At 59.3% G+C, this 18,277-nt stretch carries 12 protein-coding genes and 4 pseudogenes; 12 read left to right on the top strand and 4 right to left on the bottom strand.

The window, feature by feature from the left end:
• Positions 1-149: 149 nt before the first annotated feature.
• Positions 150-1,115: a MurR/RpiR family transcriptional regulator gene (locus NKH89_RS35205; RefSeq protein WP_352911895.1), complete on the bottom strand. Its 966-nt coding sequence runs from the start codon at positions 1,113-1,115 to the stop codon at positions 150-152.
• Positions 1,116-1,392: 277 nt separating this feature from the next.
• Positions 1,393-2,205 (bottom strand): annotated as a pseudogene (locus NKH89_RS35965) (beta-keto acid cleavage family enzyme).
• A gap of 205 nt (positions 2,206-2,410) precedes the next feature.
• Between NKH89_RS35965 and NKH89_RS35190 the strand changes: the two are divergent.
• The 5 genes and pseudogenes from NKH89_RS35190 to NKH89_RS35170 all read left to right on the top strand — a co-directional run.
• On the top strand, positions 2,411-3,190 hold the full coding sequence (locus tag NKH89_RS35190) for an enoyl-CoA hydratase/isomerase family protein (RefSeq protein ID WP_352911893.1): 780 nt from the start codon (positions 2,411-2,413) through the stop codon (positions 3,188-3,190).
• 1 nt (position 3,191) lies between these two features.
• Positions 3,192-5,387: an acetate--CoA ligase family protein gene (locus NKH89_RS35185; RefSeq protein ID WP_352911890.1), complete on the top strand. Its 2,196-nt coding sequence runs from the start codon at positions 3,192-3,194 to the stop codon at positions 5,385-5,387.
• On the top strand, positions 5,384-6,199 hold the full coding sequence (locus tag NKH89_RS35180) for an enoyl-CoA hydratase-related protein (protein ID WP_352911887.1): 816 nt from the start codon (positions 5,384-5,386) through the stop codon (positions 6,197-6,199). Before NKH89_RS35185 ends, NKH89_RS35180 begins: the two co-directional genes overlap by 4 nt.
• 214 nt (positions 6,200-6,413) lie before the next feature.
• Positions 6,414-7,641 (top strand): annotated as a pseudogene (locus tag NKH89_RS35175) (aspartate aminotransferase family protein); the annotation flags it as partial.
• A gap of 60 nt (positions 7,642-7,701) precedes the next feature.
• Positions 7,702-7,995 (top strand): annotated as a pseudogene (locus NKH89_RS35170) (IS701 family transposase); the annotation flags it as partial.
• Between the two features lie 73 nt (positions 7,996-8,068).
• Here the strand turns inward: NKH89_RS35170 and tnpB are convergent.
• Together tnpB and tnpA are read right to left on the bottom strand one after the other, a co-directional pair.
• Positions 8,069-8,383 (bottom strand): IS66 family insertion sequence element accessory protein TnpB, encoded by a 315-nt coding sequence (tnpB, locus tag NKH89_RS35165; RefSeq protein WP_352458905.1) that lies wholly within the window; start codon positions 8,381-8,383, stop codon positions 8,069-8,071.
• A 29-nt stretch (positions 8,384-8,412) separates the two neighbouring features.
• Positions 8,413-8,766, bottom strand: a complete 354-nt coding sequence (tnpA, locus tag NKH89_RS35160) for an IS66-like element accessory protein TnpA (protein ID WP_352911884.1) — start codon at positions 8,764-8,766, stop codon at positions 8,413-8,415.
• Between the two features lie 516 nt (positions 8,767-9,282).
• Here tnpA and ltrA point away from each other — a divergent pair.
• The 7 genes and pseudogenes from ltrA (at position 9,283) to NKH89_RS35125 (ending at position 18,152) form a co-directional block, all read left to right on the top strand.
• Complete coding sequence (gene ltrA / locus NKH89_RS35155; RefSeq protein WP_352911903.1) at positions 9,283-10,605, top strand: group II intron reverse transcriptase/maturase; 1,323 nt, start codon at positions 9,283-9,285, stop codon at positions 10,603-10,605.
• Positions 10,606-11,208: 603 nt separating this feature from the next.
• Positions 11,209-11,868 (top strand): reverse transcriptase domain-containing protein, encoded by a 660-nt coding sequence (locus NKH89_RS35150; RefSeq protein WP_352911900.1) that lies wholly within the window; start codon positions 11,209-11,211, stop codon positions 11,866-11,868.
• A 55-nt stretch (positions 11,869-11,923) separates the two neighbouring features.
• A pseudogene (locus NKH89_RS35145) lies at positions 11,924-13,347 on the top strand (IS1380 family transposase).
• A 512-nt stretch (positions 13,348-13,859) separates the two neighbouring features.
• On the top strand, positions 13,860-14,690 hold the full coding sequence (locus NKH89_RS35140) for a transporter substrate-binding domain-containing protein (protein WP_352911881.1): 831 nt from the start codon (positions 13,860-13,862) through the stop codon (positions 14,688-14,690).
• Between the two features lie 63 nt (positions 14,691-14,753).
• Positions 14,754-15,728 carry an amino acid ABC transporter permease gene (locus NKH89_RS35135; RefSeq protein WP_352911879.1) on the top strand — a complete coding sequence of 325 codons (975 nt, stop codon included), beginning with the start codon at positions 14,754-14,756 and terminating at the stop codon, positions 15,726-15,728.
• Positions 15,729-15,856: 128 nt separating this feature from the next.
• Positions 15,857-16,597, top strand: coding sequence for an amino acid ABC transporter ATP-binding protein (locus NKH89_RS35130; protein ID WP_352911898.1), 741 nt, complete (start codon positions 15,857-15,859; stop codon positions 16,595-16,597).
• 118 nt (positions 16,598-16,715) lie between these two features.
• A complete protein-coding gene (locus tag NKH89_RS35125; protein ID WP_352911876.1) occupies positions 16,716-18,152 on the top strand; it encodes a M20/M25/M40 family metallo-hydrolase in 1,437 nt (478 codons plus the stop codon).
• Positions 18,153-18,277: the final 125 nt, after the last annotated feature.

Below are 18,277 nucleotides of genomic sequence, written 5' to 3'. Positions count from 1 at the left end.
TGGCCGGCCCCTCCAACAGCCGACCTCTCATGAATCACGCAAAACCGCTCTTGGGAATCCTCGAAACGCTCCCGGAACTAAAAATCTGCCAAAGTAGTGCTAGCAGGACCATCCGCATCAGCTTAGTTAGAAGCTCTCAAACCTGGACATCAGTCCTGATTCGGCAGAATCGCTTTGCGCCGCTTGCCATCCATTTTCTTTGTTGTTGAAGAGGCAGAAGGGGATGGGCGGATTTTTCGGTCCCAAGTTCTCGATCTCAAGTGTATGTTCAAATCCGCAAGATGAGCATCGAACCGGAGTAGAGACTTACGCGCGGCCTCTGCACCCTGTCCGGCGATCAACGCGCCCAGCACTTCAGCGACCGCGAATGCCGGTGTCATGGTGTGGAAAAACGAGGGACTCTTCGTCTGGACAAGAACGACATTGTCGGCCACTCGGGCCAGCGGTGCAACCTCGCTGTCGGTGATGGCTACGATGGGAATGCGGTGTTGATGCGCATACTCGGCGATCTCAACCGTGGCACGCGTGTACGGGAATACGCTTGTCGCGAAGAGCACGTCGTTGCGGGAGGCATGGGCCAATGCGTCCGAACCAGTGCCGCCGACTGCATCAAGCATGACCGACTTTTCTCTAATCATTGAAAGAATATAATGCAGATGCCAAGCAGTTGCGTGGCTCGATCTCAATCCGATGCAGAAGACGCACTTGGCGGATGCAAGGCGTCTTGCCGTTGATACTATTGCGTCAAGTTGAGACTCGGCCAGATGAATGATCTCGGCCGCTTGAGCCCGGAGAATTTCGCGCGCAAGGCCATGATCGCCTTTACGCCTTTGAGCGATCGCTTGTACGTCGGCCTTTCCGGCGAATCCGACGTCGCCGCTGCGAACGGCCTCAGCATAGATTTCGCGGAGCTCGTCGTAACCTGTGAGGCCAAGATGCTTGGCCAGTCGCGTCATTGTAGCAGGCTGAACCCCGGCCACACGCGCCTGGTCGCGCATTGACAACAGTGCGACGTCATGTGGTTGGTCGATAATATAGCGCGCCGCCAATTGGAACTGCTCCGACATTGCGTCGAAGCCGGCAATCAATCGTTCCGAAAGAGGTCCGTCAGCCATGACTCCTAACCTAGCGCAGCGTTATTGCATGCGCAACATATGTTGCATTTCTGGGCCAGGCTGCTTTTTCACTGACCTGAGCGCCGCTGTTTCTTTCTTCAAAGTCGAATTCCGGCGATCTGCTCGCGGCGAACCACCTGGTTTGACGAAACGCAGGCGGATGAAACGCAGCGGCAGGGATTCGGCATGAGCTCACCTCCCTTGTATCCGCCGGAAAATCACGCGAGGAAGACGTCGAAGGCCCTGTGATCATCGGCGGGTTCCCCAGAATAGGAAATCAAAGTTCCTGCCATGCATCACGCAGGTCGGCTGCGTTGGCTCTATGGAGGCCAAGTCCCAAGAGGCTTCTTGATACACCTGCGACCAAGTCGGCGGGAGTCGGCCAATGCCCCCTTGGCGAGCTGGCGATTGTTCTCAAAGCCGACGCGAACATGCCCGCCGAGAAGAGCCGCCGCAGTGACGCATGCGGCTTCGCGCGCGCCGAAGGCGCAAACGCTCCAATGAGCAAAACGAGGCTTGGATTCTTCAAGGAACGGCAATAGGTCTGCGGATCCGATCTCTCGCCGCGGTGTAACGTCCGAGCACAAAAAGGACCGGAACCTGGTTCCATGGAATGAGACCACGCCGCTTCCGTCCAAGCGTCCGTCTCGTCTGCGTCGTAAAGGATGTTCTGTGGCACGATAGCGTCGGCCTGGAGCCAAGACAAGAACGACGCGAACTCCGTTTCATAAGCTTCCGCTGGCACGAATTCTCGTAGAGCCAGCGAAACGGCCTCCGGCCGAGTTTCCTTTATGACGGCAATCTGTCCCTGGGGCGTGTACCGACCAAGCGATTCGCTCGTAACCTGAATGACCATTTCATTGCCCACGGCGCCGCCGATGGCTTCAATGACATCTCGATATGCAGACCCATCGAGGACATGACGGCCGTCCCGATCGCGCACATGGACGTGGATAAGGCATGCTCCCGCATCGAGGCACTCTCAGGCAGTCCGCGCCAGATCGGCTGGCCCGAGCGGCAAGGAAGGATGGTCAGCCTTGGTCAGCCGTCCGCCATTGGACGCAACGCAAATTGCGGTCGGCCGTTCAATTCACCCGTTCGAGCGAATTGTGCCTCGTCGCCCGAGCTGGTGCCAAAGACGCAGCTCGCCGCCGCTGTCTCGACCCTTCTCGTGATCCAACATGATCCATACAGCTCACTTGCGCAATACTGAAACATCTGTTGCAAATGAAATCGCCTCTGTTATCGTGCCGGCAACCATAACCACCCCGTCAGCGGGTTATAGGAAGGACATGATGTTTGAAACGGTCGCCTACGAAGTCCAGGACAGTATCGCCGAAATTCGTCTGAATCGCCCGCACCGCCTGAACGCAGTGGTGCAGAAATTATACGATGAAGTCCTGGCAGCTCTCGATCAGGCTGAAAGAGACAAAAACGTGCGCGTCATTGTCCTGACCGGAGAAGGCCGGGCGTTTTGTGTGGGCGCCGATTTGAAGGAGCACAAGGCGGGTCGCACTGTCTTCGATAGGCGACAATATCTGATGAGCGAACAAAAGGTATGTAGACGTCTGGTCTCACACCCGAAGCCGGTCATTGCCGCCGTCAACGGCTTTGCGCTTGGCGCCGGTGCCGAGATGGCTCTCGCTTGCGATTTTATGGTCATGGCCGCCTCGGCGCGGATCGGATTTCCCGAAATTGGCCTTGGCGCGTTCCTCGGGGGTGGGGTTACGAATATCCTTCCACGACTTGTCGGCCTCGCAAATGCGCGTGAGCTGATCTTCTTCGGCCGGCAGATCGGCGGTGCGGAAGCGGTTAGGATCGGGCTGGCCTCACGCTGTATCCCCGATGAGGAGTTCGTCGAAGGCATCCGCACTTTGGCGAGCGAAATGTCAAAGAAGGCGCCATTCTCGATGCAGCTTGCCAAAGAGCAGTTGGCGTCGGCTGCTCACGGGACGTTCGATTCTGCGCTTACCGCCGAGCTTGAGGGTATGATGTTTTGTTCGACGACGCGCGATTGGCAGGAGGGTGTCGACGCCTTCGCCGAGAAGCGTTCGCCGGTCTTCCGGGGGGAATAACATGGCGTCGAATGACCTCCTGAACATTCTGTCCCCCGACTCCATTGCGATCATCGGCGCATCAAAGAACCCGGCAAAGCGGGGATATCGGTCGCTAAGAAAACTCTTGGATGACGGCTATGCCGGGGCGATCTACCCGATTAATCCAAAGGAGAGTGAAATCTGCGGCGTTAGGTGTCTACCTGATTTGGGCAGCTTGCCGGGGCCCGTCGACCTTGCGTTGGTCTGTACTCCCGCTGCGACGGTTGCTTCAGTCATCGCCGAATGCGCCGCAAAAGGAGTGCGGGGTGCCGTGGTTCTGGCGGGTGGCTTCGCAGAAGCTGGAGACGACGGCGAGCGGCTCCAGGAGACGGTACTTGCCGCTGCGCGGGCTGGCCGTGTTAGGATCATCGGGCCGAACACCTCTGGCATGTTCAATACTCACAAAGCCTGCAATCTCGTCGGCTTTTCGGAATTGCGGAAGGGTAGTGTTGGTCTTTTGTCCCAATCCGGCAACATGGCTCTCTCGCTCGTCACGGAAGCTCAAGCTAACGGGCATGTGGGTTTGAGCACTTACGTGGGGGTAGGTAACGAGGCCGATATCCGGTTTGACGAGTACCTCGACTACTTTGCGGCCGATCCCAACACCAACGTGGTGATCGCCTACGTTGAAGGACTAAAAGACGGCCGCCGCTTTTTGAACGCGTTGAGGCGTATCTCGCCAGAGAAACCAGTTGTCATGTACAAATCGGGTCGGACAAGCGCCGGACGCAGTTCCGCGAAGTCTCATACCGGTGCTTTGGCTGGCGAATATGCGGTGAGCGAGGCTGTGCTGAGGCAAGCCGGTGCGGTTCTTGCCCACCGATCCGATGAGATCCTGCCAATGGCGGAGGCACTATCGTTGCTACCGCCCCTGCGCTCGCGCGGCGTTGCGATCCTTGCGGATGGCGGAGGTCATGCAACGATCGCCGCCGACGCCTTATCTGAGCGCGGATTTGTGCTGGCTGCCTTAAGCGGCGAGACGCGACGGGGGCTTGCGGCAATACTCCCTGCGGCCGCGTCAGTTGCCAATCCTGTTGACGTTGCTGGGGGCACGGATGCGGACCCGTCGGTTTTTGCGACTTGTGCCGAGATCCTCTTGCAAGATCCGTCGGTGGATGGACTTCTGATATCGGGTCTCTATGGCGGGTACGCGGTCCGTTTCTCGCAGGATCTGCTGCCCGCAGAAATCGATGCGACGAACCTCATCGGCGCAATGCCACGCCGGTTAGGCAAGCCCGTGGTCGTTCACAGCCTGTACAGTGCCCTTCAGGCAGATCAGCGGCCGTTGCCACTCCTAGACATGCGCTGCGCCGGGATCCCGGTGCACAGCTCCCTGGAAACGGCCGTGCGATGCATGCAGGCTTTGGCGGAGTATGGTGAGGTGAGCCGCGCTTTTCCACCAATGCCGCCGCCAGATCGTGCGGAACACGGCGGTGTTTTCGAACAGGTTCTCGCACGATGCAGGGCTGAGGGCAGGCGTGTGGTTTTGGAGCACGAGGGCAGAGATAGCCTGCGTGATTTTGGCCTAGAGCTGGTCCCGGCTTTGTTGGCCGCGGATGAAAGCGAGGCCGAAGAGGCTTTCCTGCGTCTCGGCGGACAGCCCGTCGCGATGAAAATCGTATCTCGCGACATCCTGCACAAGACGGATTCCGGCGGTGTCAAACTCAATATCGCCGACATCACATCGGTGCGCCGATCTTTTCTTGAAATCGCTGCCAACGCCAAGGCTGCGGTAGCGAATCCGAGAGTCGCCGGCGTCCTCGTCACTCCAATGGCAGCGAAGGGGGGGCTCGAGCTCATCATCGGCGTCGTGCGGGAGTCCGCATATGGGCCGGTTATGATGTTTGGACTGGGCGGTGTCCTCGTCGAAGTGTTTAGGGATGTAGTGTTCCGTGCGCTTCCGATCTCCCGAATTGATGCCTTTGAGATGTTGGACGAAATCAAGGCTCGAGCGCTCCTGGATGGCGCCCGCGGGGGAGCGCCGGTTGATCGAGACGCGCTTGCAGACTTGATGGTGAGTATCTCGGATTTCGTCGAAGCGTTCCCCGATATCGACGAGCTCGACCTCAATCCCGTCCTTGCCTACCGCGACGGTCTGGCCGTCCTCGATGTCCGCATCCTTCTTACCGAGTCTTCCGGAGCGCGGTCGATACACAAGGAAGGCATCGAGGCATGACCGATCTGCCCAGACTGATCGACTCAAAACTCGAAGTTAGCGACCGTGTCGCCATGCTCGTGCTGAACCGCGATGACGTCCGTAACGAGCTCACCGGGACGGCCCTGATTGACGATATTGCGCGAACGGTTGACTGGATCAATGGCGGTGCGGCCGTCTCGGTATTGGTCATGACGGGAGCTGGCAAGGCGTTTTCCGCCGGCGGCAACGTGAAGGACATGCGGGACCGTAGAGGAAGCTTCGCCGGCGATGTGTTTGAGGTGCAGGAACGCTATCGCCGCGGCATCCAACGAATTGCGCTTGCCATGCACCGGCTGGAGGTTCCCGTCATTTCTGCGGTGAACGGCGCGGCAATCGGTGCTGGTTTCGATCTGGCGACCATGTGCGACATCCGTATTGCAGCAGAGGACGCGGTATTCGGCTCCACGTTCATCAATCTTGGCATCGTACCGGGAGATGGCGGTGCGTGGTTCCTACAGGATCTGCTCGGTCCCCAAAGGGCGGCGGAGCTGATCTTCACCGGGCGTCTGGTGCGCGCCGTGGAGGCTCTACGACTAGGAATCGTAATTGAGATCGCGGCAGCGCCCGAATTGCAGTCGCGAGCGCTGCAGCTTGCTGCAAACATTGCAGGAAAACCTCCTCAGGCACTTCAACTCGCAAAACGGCTGCTGAAGGCAGCGCGGCGGTTGGACCTGCCTGACTTCCTCGACCTCTGCGCAGCATTTCAAGGTATGTGCCACAATACATACGACCATGGTGAAGCGGTCGAAGCCTTCCTTGAGAAGCGCCCCGCTCAATTTCAAGGGCGGTGACTTCCTTTGTCAAATGGCTTCATCTGTGATCTCCGATCGGCTCGGATCATAATTGCGAACGAAACATACGTTGCAATCTGCCTCGATTTTGCCACTGTCACCAACAGCATTGGGCTAGGCCCTGAGCCTATTTTCTGTTTTTTGTAGGGTCGCTTGGCTCGCCGGCGATCCAGCTTAGACATTTTGATTCACCGCGTACCTATGCGAGACCATCATGAGCAGAATTTTGCACCGCTCGACTTATGCTGACCTCCCGGTGGCTATCGGCGGGCGTGGAATCGAGTTGTTCGACGCCGATGGAAAGGCATATATCGACGCGTCCGGTGGCGCCGCTGTGTCATGCCTGGGTCACGGTCATCCGGAGGTGCTGGCGGCGTTGCACGCGCAACTCGACAAGCTCGCCTTCGCTCATACGGGTTTCTTCACCTCGGTAATCGCCGAGCGGCTGGCGGACCGGCTCGTCGCCGATTCGCCGGATGGTATCGACTTCGTCTATCTCGTCAGCGGGGGATCAGAGGCTATGGAGGCGGCACTGAAACTGGCGCGCCAGTACTTCGTAGAGAGGGGAGAAGGTCGGCGCAGACACATCATCGCGCGCCGCCAAAGCTACCATGGCAGTACGCTGGGAGCGCTGGCGACCGGTGGCAACGAACGGCGTCGGGCCCCAGTTCAAACCGCTGCTTGTCCAAACCCACCACGTTGCGCCGTGCTATGCCTATCGTGGTCGCTTGGCCGCTGAAAGCGAGTATCAGTACGCAGAGCGCGTCGCCGGCGAACTCGAGGCAAAAATACTCGAGCTCGGACCAGATGAAGTGATCGCGTTTGTCGCGGAAACAGTCGTTGGCGCGACGGCCAGGGCAGTCCCGCCGGTGGAGGGCTACTTTAAAAAATCCGGGAAATTTGTGACCGCTACGGCGTTCTCTTGATCCCGGACGAGGTCATGTACGGCATGGGTCGGCCCGGATCCCTTCATGCCTTCAGCAGGAATGCATAGTGCCGGACATCGTCGCAATTGCGAAGGGGCTGGGCGGTGGCTATCAGCCGATCGGTGCCGTGCTGTTCGGACCATATGTACGACGCCTTCGCTACGGGATCAGGCTTTTTCCAGCATGGCCACACCTACATGGGCACCCGACGGCTGCGGCGGCTGCTCGCCGTGCAGGACGTGATCCGGGAGCATCGGCTTCTCGACAATGTTGTTCAGATGGGGTTGCTCAACCGTCAGTTCGAGAGCGCTTCCACAATCATGAACATGTCGGCGACATTCGCGGGCGCGGCCTCTTCCGTGGCATAGAAATTGTTGCTGACCGCGCAGACAAATCGCCGTTAGACCCCTCCCGTAAAGTTCACGCGGCCGTGAAACGAGAGCCCATGGCCCGTGACTGATGGTGTACCCGATGGGCGGTACGATGGACGGCGCGCAAGGTGACCATATCCTTCTAGTACTGCAGTTGCGGATCATTTGATTTTCTGATTCACTTCGGCAGGTTATGGAGGGTACCATGTCTGTCGCTTCGTGGTCATGGTCGTTGTTGGCTTGGGAGCAGGAGCTCACGGCGCTGAAGGCGCGGGTTGGGCGGGTGCTTGCTCGTCGTGAGTTGCGGGAGACGGGCGCAGATTTCCTTGACGGCCTTCTTTCCGGCATTGAGCGCAAGACAGGCTGGCTGATGGCTGAGCAGTCCGGAGCGGAGCGGCCCTATCGGATGCAGTCGCTGTTGGGGCGCAGCCACTGGGACGCTGATCGGCTCCGAGACGAGGTTCGCGATTATGTGGTGGAGGCGTTGGGCGATGAGGATGAACCATGCCCTGGAGTGAATCATAATACGCGTCCGCTGACTCGCGGAAAATGGCGCAAACTCAGAGAAAAACTCAGCCCGCGCGCTGCGGGCGGAACGTGTGAAGCGGGTTGCGCCAATCGATCCCGTCGAGCATGTAGGCGAGCTGCGCCGGTGATATGGAAACCGTGCCGTCCGCCGGCGACGGCCATAGAAACCGGCCCTTCTCGAGCCGTTTTGCATACAGCGACATGCCGAGCCCATCATGCCAGATAATCTTGATCAGATTGCCGCTGCGGCCGCGGAAGACATAAATATCGCCGGCATGGGGGTCCCGGCCCAGCGTCTCCTGAACCTGCAGAGCGAGGCCTTGCATTCCGCGACGCATATCGGTCCGGCCGACCGCCAACCAGATCCGCACCTGGCTCGGGACCGGGATCATGAAACGCCCAGCGCCTTCACCATCGCCGCCGCCAGTGTTGGCGGCGTGGTCAGCGGAATCCGCAGCCGCACCTTGCCGGCGATCTCCAGCTCGATCACCGCTGGGGACGCCGCCGGCACCGAAGCGGCGACAGGCTTATCGGGTACCACGACAACTTCGGCAAAGCCCGTCTCGCGGGTTCTCATCGTGCGCCGCCACTTATAGATCAGGCTGGTCGCGACATCGTACTGACGCGCTACCGCCGCCACCGTGGCCCCGGGCGCGAATGCCGCCGCCAGTATCCGGCACTGATCCGCTTCACTCCAACGACGACGACGCTCCGGCCCGGTCAATAACGTCACATGGCTCATGCTGTGCTGCTAACCCGAAAAATTCAGTGCGCCCCGATGGCGCGTATCACCAGTGGAGGAAGGTTCCACCCAGATAGTAGTCGATTGGTCTGGTAGCTGACGAGCGGCTCGGTCGGGTAACTGGCCGGGTCGTAGCCTCGTGACAAAGGCCGCCTTGGGCGGTTGAGCAATCCGATGGGCCGTAACGTGAGTGAAGCCTGAGCAGGCCTCGAAAGTGATGATGTGGATGCCGACCCGCCTGAATTTCGGGGAAGGCCGCGTGAACGGGGAAGCAATCGACATGTGCACCCGTTCGATCCGCCGGGGTAATGGGCACGGCACGTCGGAAGGGTGATGCGGGTAACGGGGGAGACCCGCTCGGCATGAGGGTAGCGGCCTCAACGCAGCCGTCAGGGCGGCGGTGCCGGTGGGAGTCGGACAGGGTCATAATACCGCTGAAGCCGGGTAATGCCGGTGGAGGGAAGGGCCCTGACTTCTGGTGTGCTTTCGAAGTTGGTGAGGAGGGGGTGATTGGCGATGAGCCTGGAAACACCCGAAAAGATCAGGAACCTGCAGAGGAAGCTGTATCGTAAGGCGAAGGGGGAGCCCGCTTTCCGCTTCTACGTGCTCTACGACAAGATCTGCTGTGAGGACATGCTGCGCCATGCCTATGCGCTGGCTCGCGCCAATGCGGGTTCGCCGGGCGTGGACGGCGTGACATTCGCGAAGATCGAGGCGGAAGGCGCGGAGAGGTGGCTGGCGGGCCTGCGCGAGGAACTTGTCTCGAAGACCTACCGGCCGCAGCCGGTGCGACGGGTGATGATCCCGAAGCCGGGGGGCGGCGAACGTCCGCTCGGCATCCCGACCATTCGGGACCGGGTGGTTCAGACCGCCGCCAAGCTGGTGCTGGAACCGATATTCGAGGCGGACTTCGAGGAGGGTGCCTATGGCTATCGGCCCAGACGCAGTGGGACCGACGCAATCAAGGAAGTGCACCGGCTTGTCTGCCGGGGCTACACGGACGTGGTAGACGCCGATTTGTCGAAATACTTCGACACGATTCCGCATTCGGACCTCCTCAAATCGGTGGCCCGGCGCATTGTCGACCGGCACGTGCTGCGGCTGATCAAGCTGTGGCTGAAAGCGCCGATCGAAGAGCGGGACGGTGACGGGAAACGGCACGTGAGCGGTGGTAAGAGCAGCACGCGCGGCACGCCGCAAGGTGGGGTCGCAAGCCCGCTGCTCTCGGTCATCTACATGAACCGGTTCCTGAAACATTGGCGGCTCACCGGACGCGGCGAGGCGTTCCGTGCGCATGTCATCTCCTATGCCGATGACTTCGTCATCCTCAGCCGCGGGCACGCGGACGAGGCGCTGGCGTGGACACGTTCGGTGATGACGAAACTCGGGCTGACGCTGAACGAGGCGAAGACCTCGCTGAAGGATGCCCGCACGGAGCCTTTCGACTTCCTTGGCTATACGTTCGGACCTCACCGCTACCGGAAAGACGGCCATTGGTACCTGGGTGCGAGCCCATCCAAGAAGAGCGTGCAACGGATCAAAACGAAGATTGGCGATCACTTGGTAAACGGCAACAAAGAGCCGTGGCCCGTGGTCTGCACCCGGCTGAACAGGCTTCTGCGCGGCTGGTCAGGCTACTTTGGCTATGGAACACGCTTGCCGGAATATCGAGCAGTCGACAACCACGTCTATGACCGTGTTCGAGCCTTCCTGCGCAAACGGCACAAGGTGCAGGGACGCGGCATACAGCGTTTCTCCGACGACATTGTCTTCGGAAAACTTGGTGTCCTGCGTCTTCGACGCGTGCACATTGGACCGCCGCCGCGTGCCTCACGATGAAACCAGTCGGAAAGCCGGATGCGGGAAATCCGCACGTCCGGTTTGATGAGCGGGGAAGGGAAACGGAGCGATGCCAACACGGCCTAAGCCACCGCGCCCTTCCTCGACTCTACGTGCGCCCCGATGGCGCGTATCACCAGTGGAGGAAGGTTCCACCCAGATAGTAGTCGATTGGTCTGGTAGCTGACGAGCGGCTCGGTCGGGTAACTGGCCGGGTCGTAGCCTCGTGACAAAGGCCGCCTTGGGCGGTTGAGCAATCCGATGGGCCGTAACGTGAGTGAAGCCTGAGCAGGCCTCGAAAGTGATGATGTGGATGCCGACCCGCCTGAATTTCGGGGAAGGCCGCGTGAACGGGGAAGCAATCGACATGTGCACCCGTTCGATCCGCCGGGGTAATGGGCACGGCACGTCGGAAGGGTGATGCGGGTAACGGGGGAGACCCGCTCGGCATGAGGGTAGCGGCCTCAACGCAGCCGTCAGGGCGGCGGTGCCGGTGGGAGTCGGACAGGGTCATAATACCGCTGAAGCCGGGTAATGCCGGTGGAGGGAAGGGCCCTGACTTCTGGTGTGCTTTCGAAGTTGGTGAGGAGGGGGTGATTGGCGATGAGCCTGGAAACACCCGAAAAGATCAGGAACCTGCAGAGGAAGCTGTATCGTAAGGCGAAGGGGGAGCCCGCTTTCCGCTTCTACGTGCTCTACGACAAGATCTGCTGTGAGGACATGCTGCGCCATGCCTATGCGCTGGCTCGCGCCAATGCGGGTTCGCCGGGCGTGGACGGCGTGACATTCGCGAAGATCGAGGCGGAAGGCGCGGAGAGGTGGCTGGCGGGCCTGCGCGAGGAACTTGTCTCGAAGACCTACCGGCCGCAGCCGGTGCGACGGGTGATGATCCCGAAGCCGGGGGGCGGCGAACGTCCGCTCGGCATCCCGACCATTCGGGACCGGGTGGTTCAGACCGCCGCCAAGCTGGTGCTGGAACCGATATTCGAGGCGGACTTCGAGGAGGGTGCCTATGGCTATCGGCCCAGACGCAGTGGGACCGACGCAATCAAGGAAGTGCACCGGCTTGTCTGCCGGGGCTACACGGACGTGGTAGACGCCGATTTGTCGAAATACTTCGACACGATTCCGCATTCGGACCTCCTCAAATCGGTGGCCCGAGCGGGGAAGGGAAACGGAGCGATGCCAACACGGCCTAAGCCACCGCGCCCTTCCTCGACTCTACTGGTGGGTTGGCGGATGTGGTGCAAGCCGTTGAAATGACGTAGGATTTGCTTGTTTAAGCCGATCCGAATCATTCCCGGAGACCACACCCGCCATGAACGGTCTTACGCTGCCGCTGAGCGGTTTGTCATTAGTCGGCGGCAAGTCCGTGGTCGCCCCTCGACGGCGGCACGCTGTCGCCCAACAGTGGCGTTCTGGCTCTGGCCGAGGTGGAAAAGCGGCTGCGGGTGGCCGAGCGTCTGGCGCGCTGCATCGACGATCCGCGCTGTCCGGACCAGACCGCCCACAGCTTGGCCGACATGATCGGCTTTCGCATGAAGATGATCGCCGCCGGCTACGAGGACGGCAACGACGCCAACCGGCTGCGCTCCGATCCGGTCTTCAAGATGGCCCAGGATGCGCTGCCGTCGGTCGGGATCTGGCCTCCCAATCGACGATGTGCCGGCTGGAGAACCTGCCCGGCGTGCGGGAGCTGGTCGCCACGGGGCGGGCGATGGTCGACCTCTATTGCGCCTCCTTCCGGCAGGTGCCGAAGCGGATAGTGCTCGACATTGACGACACCTTTGATGCCGTGCATGGCGGCCAGCAATTGCGCCTGTTCAACGCCCATTACGACGAATACGGCTTCCAGCCGATCGTGGTGTTCGATGGCGACGGCCGGTTCGTCGGTGCGGTTCTTCGGCCGGCCAAGCGACCGAGCGGGGCTGACATCCGCCCCCACCTGCGCCGCCTGGTGCGGGCGATCCGGAGCAACTGGCCGAACACACGGATCCTGATCCGGGCCGACGGACATTATTGCAGTCCACCGGTCATCGACTGGTGCCGCGCCAACGATGTCGACTTCATCCTCGGGCTGGCGCCCACCACGACGGGCGATCGCCGGCAGCTGCACGACAAAACGCACACCTCTCGGCGAAACCTCGAGTTTGCGACGAGCCTCGATCCGCCTCAGCGTTCGCTGCGCAAGCATGTCGCGGATCTGGAAGCCAGCACGCTGGCGCGCTTCGAAGCGTCGGCCAAGACAGGCAAGGTCCGCAGGTTCAAGGAGTTCGTTGACGGCGCCGCTAGTTGGAGCCGCGTCGGGCGCATCATCGCGCGGGTCGAGGTCGGTGCCCAAGGTACTAACACCAGCTTCATCGTCACCAATCTGGCCGGTGGCAAGGCCAAGGCGCTCTACGCGGACCTTTACTGCCGGCGCGGCGCGGCCGGAACCACATCAAGTCGTGGAAGACGCATCTCGCCGCCGACTGCACATCCTGCACCAGAGCCACAGCCAACCAGTTCCGGCTGTTCCTGCATGCCGGCGCCTACTGGATGATGTGGGGCCTGCGCGCCGCGATGCCGAAGCGCTCGAGCTTTGCCGTCGCCCAATTCGACACGCTGCGTTTGCGCCTCATCAAGATCGCCGCGCGGGTGGTCGAGATGAAGACGCAAATCCGCCTGCACCTGCCGACATCCTGCCCCGACCAGCGCATCCTGCGCATCGTCCTCGATCGCATCCCGCGGCTCGTGACATAGCCGACGGGGCGCCGACGCCCCGAAAAACAAACCCGCCGACCGCAACCCGCAAACCCCCGCCTTCCATCACGACGGCTCACCGCCGGCGCCCGAAGAGGGTTGGTCAAAAGCACTGCAACGGCGACCAGATCGCCGCTTCAGGCCGCCGAAAACTCATCGCTGTGCATCAAGGCGGCTAACTACGCTCGTAAGGACCACCTTAAGAGCGCAGCCTCGCTTCCATGCAATACTCGCGCAAGGCGGCCTTCGCCGGAGGCGTACCATTACCTCGTATTTACAGCGAATCCTTTCGCCGCATAAAGCCTGGCCTCGGGCAGCGCCCGAGACGGTCCATCCGTCATAGAATCGGAATGATCCATTTGCGTCACATCTGTCATGTGGAAAACAGATGTTGCATATCAGGTCAGGGTGAGGTACACTTTGCTGTGGATCAGACTGGTCATCATATCCACATTTCGGGTGCGGGAATGGGCTCGCGCCAGACTAGGCCCAACAACACAGGGGAACGTCAAATGAACAAGCTGATAACGACGATAGCGGCGACCGCTTCGTTCGCAGTTACCTCCGTGGCTCTTCCGGCTACGGCCAATGCTGGGGCCGTACTCGATGAAGTACTCCAAACCAAGACGCTGACCGCGGCGGTCGGGACTGACTGGGGGAAGATGGCGTTCTTGAACGACCAAAAGCAGCTCGATGGATTCGACATCGAAGTGGTGAAGAGCATTGCGAAGGGCTTGGGCGTGCAAGCAAAATTCGTGACGCCGAGCTGGGACGTGATTGCAGCAGGCAAGTGGCAGGGCCGCTGGGACATGACCACGTGGATGACGCCGACCAAAGCCCGGGCTGAAAAATTCGATTTCCCGGCCGTTTACATTAACGATGAGGTGCTGGGCGCCGTTCACAAGGATAGCAAGGTAACCAAGCTTTCCGAACTGGAAGGCAAGGTGGTCGGCGTAGCTTCAGGCACAGCGGCCGAGCAATATGTCAATCACAAACTAGCTCCGGATTGGATTGGCGCTAAGCCTGTTGAATACGCGTTCAAGCCGGGCGAGGTGAAGACCTATGCGAGCAGCAATGTCGCGTTCGATGATCTTCGACTCGGCGATGGCGTTCGTCTTGATGCAGTCCTTGGTGACGGTTCGCTCGTGCAGGATGCGATCAAGGCTGGTTACCCACTTAAGGAGGTCGGCGTCGCATTCGACACGCCGGCAGCTCTTGCAATTGCACCGGGCGACAAGGAATTTAACGCTAAGATTGCGGCCATTGTCCAGGGCATGAAGGACGATGGCTCGCTCTCCAAGCTGTCGATTAAGTGGTTCGGGGTGGATCGCTCCGCCAAATAAAAGGTCGCGAAGCTGGAGCGGTTCAGGCCTTGCCCGGATGCTTTCTTTTCGAAAGGGTTCTCGATGCTCTATGCGGATACAGTTGAATCAGAGGTGCTCGTCCACAAGCCGTTGTTCATCGCCTCGGTCTTTGTAGTCGTGCTTTCGATTTGTTTTATGGTCAACCTCACCGGCACGACCATGGGCGAGCTTATGCGGCCAGTCATCGGCGATCCGCTGGAGAGCGGCCTTTACGGCCGTTTCGCGGTCGCGGTTGTGATCGCGATGATTTTCTGCCTGAACATTGCACTGATCGGTTTTGCTACGCTGAAAGTGCAAATCGGGATTGTTTGGCTTGAGCTGTTGCTCCTGTTCCTTGCCTTCTTCGCGGTTTTTAACTTAAGTCTGCCTTTCATTTGGCAGAATCTCCCATTCCTTATCACGCAAGGTGTAGTGACAACACTCTATATCTCAGCCATTTCGCTCGTCTTTGCGTCGAGCATCGGAATAATTGCTGCCATAGCGAAACTGTCAAGCAATGGCTTTGCCTACGGGATCGCCACCTTTTACACCTCGTTTTTTCGCGGTCTGCCTCTTCTGATGCAGATTTATCTTATCTATCTCGGGCTACCGCAGTTGGGCATTATAATGAGTGCCGTGCCATCAGGCATTTTAGCGCTTTCGCTGTGCATTGGCGCATACATGACGGAAATCTTCCGCGCCGGCATTCAAAGCATCGATCGCGGTCAATGGGAGGCATCGCGCTCATTGGGGTTTGGCTTTGGGCTTACGATGCGCAAGATCATCATGCCTCAGGCGCTTCCTGTGATTATACCCCCCATGGGAAACACTTTCATCGGGATGCTGAAGGATAGCTCGCTGGTCTCGGTTCTCGGCGTGTGGGAGCTGACGTTCCTTGCTCGCACACTTGGCCAAGCAACCTTCCATCACATGGAGATGCTGATAGCGGCGGCAATTATCTATTGGATACTGTCCGTCTGCCTCGAGCTGATTCAATCCAGGATCGAGCGCTATTTTGCCAGGAGCAAGGTACGATGACCGTCGACGGCATACATCAAGTAAAGCACGGCCCGAACTGGCAAAACTCTCTAAAAAGGCCCCTCGAAGGGCCGCTGCTTCCAGGATCAAGTCCTGATGGTAAATCATCGAGCCGGAGGCAGGCGGAATTGAACGACGCAGTCATCGAAGCCAGGTACGTCTCAAAGTGGTACGGCACCTTCAGGGCATTGACGGAGGTCAGCCTCACCGTCCGAAAGGGTGAACGCGTCGTTATCTGCGGCCCCTCCGGATCGGGAAAGTCGACGCTGATCCGCTGTTTCAATCGGCTCGAGGCACACCAAGAGGGCGAGATCGCCGTCAACGGGATCAGGTTGCACAGCAAGATGCGCGACCTAGCTGAAGTTCGTAAAAATGTCGGCATGGTGTTCCAGCACTTCAATCTCTTCCCGCACATGACCGTGCTGATGAACTGCATGGCCGCTCCGATGTGGATCAAGGGTGTGCCCGAGCCCAAGGCAAAGAGGCTCGCGCTCAAATTCCTCGAGCGCGTGCGCATACCGGAGCAGGCGAACAAATATCCGGGGCAGCTCTCCGGAGGACAGCAGCAGCGCGTCGCAATTGCCCGTTCCCTCTGCATGGAGCCTGCCGTCATGCTCTTCGATGAGCCCACCTCATCACTCGATCCGGAAATGGTGTCGGAAGTGCTCGAGACAATGACCAGTCTCGCGCGCGACGGTATGACCATGGTTTGCGTCACCCACGAGATGGGTTTCGCACGATCTGTTGCTGACCGCGTCATCTTCATGGACGCAGGCCTAATCATCGAAGAGGGCGCCCCAAACGACTTCTTCACCAATCCTCAGCACCCAAGAACAAAGCTGTTCCTCAGCCAGATCTTGAAACACTGACAGTTTTGTCGGTCTCCGGAGTGTTATTGGCTGTGCTTTTAGGTTAGACATTAGAAATTAGAAATTAGTATTGTTGCGGCAAATGGCCTTTGCTGCGTGAAAATACGTGGAGAATGCCATGCATGTAGATGCAGTCGTTCAAGACCTGCTCAGTAGGCAGGGGGAGATTGTCGATAACCTTTGCGACTTCTTGCGGCTACCAAGTGTAAGCACAGACCCCGCTTTCATAGGAGGGATGCGCGACGCGCAAACGTTTCTAGTGAACTGGCTCGAGCGCATTGGCCTCAGCCATGTCCAGCTTCTCGATGGCGGTGGTCACCCAGCCGTTTACGGAGCTTGGAACGGTGCGCCAGGAAAACCTACCCTGCTCATCTATGGACATTATGATGTTCAGCCCCCCGACCCGCTAGACGCTTGGGTAACTCCACCTTTCGAACCAACCGTCCGCGACGGACGGCTCTACGCGCGCGGCGCATCGGACGTAAAGGGCTCGACTGTCATCGCGCTCGAAACCATCGCTGCCTTTCTGAAAGTCCGGGGCGTCTGCCCCGTGAACATCAAAGTATTTTTGGAGGGAGAAGAGGAAACCAATAGTCCAAGTTTGCGGGCGATTGTGGAACGGTACGGCGACTTGCTGCAGGCTGATGGAATGGTATCCGCTGATGGCTCGCGAGCGCATTCCGAAATCCCGACGATTAATGTCGGCGCGCGCGGAATTGTAGAGTTTGAGATTTCGCTTCGAACGACCGACAAGGACGTTCATTCTGGTCGGTACGGCGGCGCGATCCGGAACGCCGCACATGAAATGGCGAGGGTCATCGCTTCGTTACATGACGAGGACGGCGCGATCGCGATCCCGGGATTGCTGGCGGCTCTCCCGCCTGTCTCTGTGAACGCCCGAGCGGAAACGGCCAGATTTCTCTTCGACGAGGCCGCTTTCGTCAAGGGCGTGGGCGCGCACGCCCACGGGGAACAGGGCTTTTCGATGCGTGAACAGCTAACGCTTCGACCGGCCCTGGACGTAAACGGCATGTGGGGAGGTCACACCGGGGTCGGCTACAAAACAGTGATTCCAAGTACAGCCCACGCCAAGCTTTCGTTGAGAACCGTGCCGGGACAAGACCCCGATGAAGTTGCAAATGCGCTTGAGGCTCATCTACGTGCTGTTTGCCCCCCGGATGTTGAACTCTCGATCGATGACCCGGGAACTGGGTGCCGCGCCTACGACCTGCCCACTGGGCACCCCCTCGTGCTTGCCGCTAAGAAAGTCTTGTTGGAGGCGACAGGACAAGACCCGGTACTCGTGCGACTGGGCGCGACCATCCCCATCACCGTGATCTTTCAAGAGTTGCTCGGGGTTCAAACGCTGATGTTCGGCTTTGCCCTACCGGATGAGGATATTCATGCACCCAACGAATTCTTCCGGTTGGCCTCGTTGGCGGAAGGTCTTTCAGCATGGCCAAGGTTGCTAGAGCAAGTCGGTGAGCTCAGCGCCGACGAGTTTCGATTGATAGCCACAACGGACAACAAAGAGCCCTTAGTTCAGTTGGTCTAGCCAAAATCAATTACGCCGCTTGCCGATAACTTTTCAAAGGAAGATCGACATGATGAAAGAACTGCATTTCGAGGTTGCCGAGTTTCAGGCTCGTCTGGCCGCAGTCAAACGAGAGATGGCAAAAA

Origin of the sequence: Mesorhizobium sp. M0923, from assembly GCF_040319365.1 — a bacterium.
GTDB lineage: Bacteria > Pseudomonadota > Alphaproteobacteria > Rhizobiales > Rhizobiaceae > Mesorhizobium.
This window is presented reverse-complemented; position numbering and strand designations above follow the sequence as displayed.

What these genes read in the sequence shown, in the direction of transcription:
- NKH89_RS35205 (WP_352911895.1), bottom strand. Translation starts at nt 1,115, where the DNA reads ATGGCTGACGGACCTCTTTCGGAACGATTGATTGCCGGCTTCGACGCA.
- NKH89_RS35190 (WP_352911893.1), top strand. Translation starts at nt 2,411, where the DNA reads ATGTTTGAAACGGTCGCCTACGAAGTCCAGGACAGTATCGCCGAAATT.
- NKH89_RS35185 (WP_352911890.1), top strand. Translation starts at nt 3,192, where the DNA reads ATGGCGTCGAATGACCTCCTGAACATTCTGTCCCCCGACTCCATTGCG.
- NKH89_RS35180 (WP_352911887.1), top strand. Translation starts at nt 5,384, where the DNA reads ATGACCGATCTGCCCAGACTGATCGACTCAAAACTCGAAGTTAGCGAC.
- tnpA (WP_352911884.1), bottom strand. Translation starts at nt 8,766, where the DNA reads ATGAGCCATGTGACGTTATTGACCGGGCCGGAGCGTCGTCGTCGTTGG.
- ltrA (WP_352911903.1), top strand. Translation starts at nt 9,283, where the DNA reads ATGAGCCTGGAAACACCCGAAAAGATCAGGAACCTGCAGAGGAAGCTG.
- NKH89_RS35150 (WP_352911900.1), top strand. Translation starts at nt 11,209, where the DNA reads ATGAGCCTGGAAACACCCGAAAAGATCAGGAACCTGCAGAGGAAGCTG.
- NKH89_RS35140 (WP_352911881.1), top strand. Translation starts at nt 13,860, where the DNA reads ATGAACAAGCTGATAACGACGATAGCGGCGACCGCTTCGTTCGCAGTT.
- NKH89_RS35135 (WP_352911879.1), top strand. Translation starts at nt 14,754, where the DNA reads ATGCTCTATGCGGATACAGTTGAATCAGAGGTGCTCGTCCACAAGCCG.
- NKH89_RS35125 (WP_352911876.1), top strand. Translation starts at nt 16,716, where the DNA reads ATGCATGTAGATGCAGTCGTTCAAGACCTGCTCAGTAGGCAGGGGGAG.